This window comes from Longimicrobium sp., from assembly GCF_048594345.1.
In the GTDB taxonomy this organism is placed as follows: Bacteria; Gemmatimonadota; Gemmatimonadetes; order Longimicrobiales; family Longimicrobiaceae; genus Longimicrobium.
Window position 1 is genome coordinate 1 of record NZ_JBMDXM010000210.1, and the last position, 1,961, is coordinate 1,961.

Consider the following 1,961-nt stretch of genomic DNA (forward strand, 5'->3'; position numbering starts at 1 on the left):
ACGTAGCGCTCGATGCCGCTGGTGCAGTCCACCGTGCTGGAGTTCGCCGAGCTCGCATGGCACAGCCCATCCCGGCGCGTGCGCACCAGCACCCGCCGGCCCAGCGCGTCGTAGCGGTACTCGCTGAAGTAGCCCCGGCGCTCGCCCTGGAAGTTGATCCCCGTCTCGTTGTACCCCTGCTGCGCCCGCAGCTTGTTGTCGGCGCCGTAGTACGAGCGCGTGTGCACCTTGCGGTAGCTGTTCCCCCAGGCGCGCTCCCACCCGTCCTGCACGTTGCCCGCCGCGTCGTACGAGCGGAAGGTGGTGTCGCGCGCGAACGCGGTGGAATCCAGGAAGAACGCGGGGTAGGTAAACCGCACCTCGTTCACCCGGCTGGTGCCCTGCGTGTACAGCGTCACGTACTCAGGGTCGCGGTACAGCTGGTTGTTGGTGGCGCTGCGCCGCCACACCTGGTGCCCCAGCGCATCCAGCCGGAACTCCTCCACCTCCTCCGCCGCGTTGTTGTCGTTGTCCCACTCCGTCGCCACCAGGTGCCCGATCCCCGAGTAGTAGTTGCGGAACGTGGACCTGCCGGCGATGGCCACGCTCAGCACCTTGCCCCGCGCGTCGTAGGTGAACGTCTCCCCGTAGATCCCCGCGCGGCTGGTCCGCCTGCCGTCCAGGTCGTACGTGTAGGTGTTCCCCAGCGTCCCTGACGTGGTGGGCATCGTCTCCGACGTCAGCCGCCCCAGCAGGTCGTAGCCGTAGCCGAACGCCAGGTTCGTGCGCCCCACCACCGTCTGCAGCGCGCCGGTCACCGGCTCGTACGCAAAGCTGTCCCGCTGCGCCGAGCCGGCCAGGTTGTACGGGTGCAGCAGCGCCCGCGTGCGGCCCGCCGCATCGTAGCGGTACTCCAGCCCGTAGTTGTGCTGCCAGCTGCCGGAGCCGTACGCCCGGATGCGCAGCGTGTCCGTCCGCAGCGCCCCGCCCGGGTAGTAGCTGCGGCTCACGATGGCGTCGCCGTTCTGCGCCAGCGTCATCCCGCCCGCGGCGTCGAACGCGAAGTACGCCGTGTCCGCCGGGATCGTCCATCCGCCCGACGCGTCGTTCGGGAACGTGGGGAAGCTGAAGACGCACGGGAACCACCGCGGGATCCCCGGGATGTACGGGTCGCTGCAGTTCACGTTGTTCGCCAGGTACGACACAGACGGCGTCACCCGGCGCGTCACCCGCCCCAGCGCGTCGTACGTCATCGTGATCTGGTGCGACCTCCGGGTGTTGTGCGCCACCACCTGGCCGGCTGCGTTGTAGACGTAGGTTTCCAGCCCCGTCCCGTCGTCCTCGAGCGTCTTGCGCCCCGCGGCGTCGTACGTGTAGCTCGTGCTGATCACCCCCACGTGCGCCGTGTCCGGCCGGGCCCACCGCTCCACCTCCGTCGGCAGACCGCCGTCGTCGTAGGTGGTCCGCACCCGCAGCGTGTCTGCGCTTGTCGTGTGCAGGCTCGCGATGCCGCTTACCCGGTTCAGCGTCATCGCCCGCCCGATGGTCATCGACAGCGTGTCCCGGTCCATGATGTCGTACGCCACCGTCTGCCGCAGCCCCGTGTTCGCTACCGAGGCCGAGTCCGACGAGCTTCCCGCGTGCACCGGCGAGATCGACTCCACCACCCGACCCAGCGCGTCGCGGTACATCAGCGTCACGAAGCCCAGCGCGCTCACCGTACGCTTCAGGTTGCCGCGCGTGTCGTACGCCATCTGCATCGTTCCGCCTCCGTTCTCCGCACCCGTGCTGGCGTGCGGAGAACGGACGGCGATCACCTGCCCGTTCGCGTTGTAGTCGAACCACACCCGCCGCGCCATCGACGTGCCCTGCTGCTGCCAGCGCGGGTTGCGGGTGATCGTGTCGTATCCCATGTACACCGGCTCCGCGCCCGGCGCCTGGATCCAGTCCGGCCGGTCCACGGCGTCGTTCCACCCGTACGT

The 1,961-nt window shown here is 69.3% G+C and carries 1 protein-coding gene; it reads right to left on the reverse strand.

Features of this window, described 5'->3' with window-relative positions:
• Positions 1-1,961: hypothetical protein (locus ACOJUJ_RS22415; protein ID WP_420129146.1), on the reverse strand; the 1,961-nt coding region annotated here is incomplete at both ends.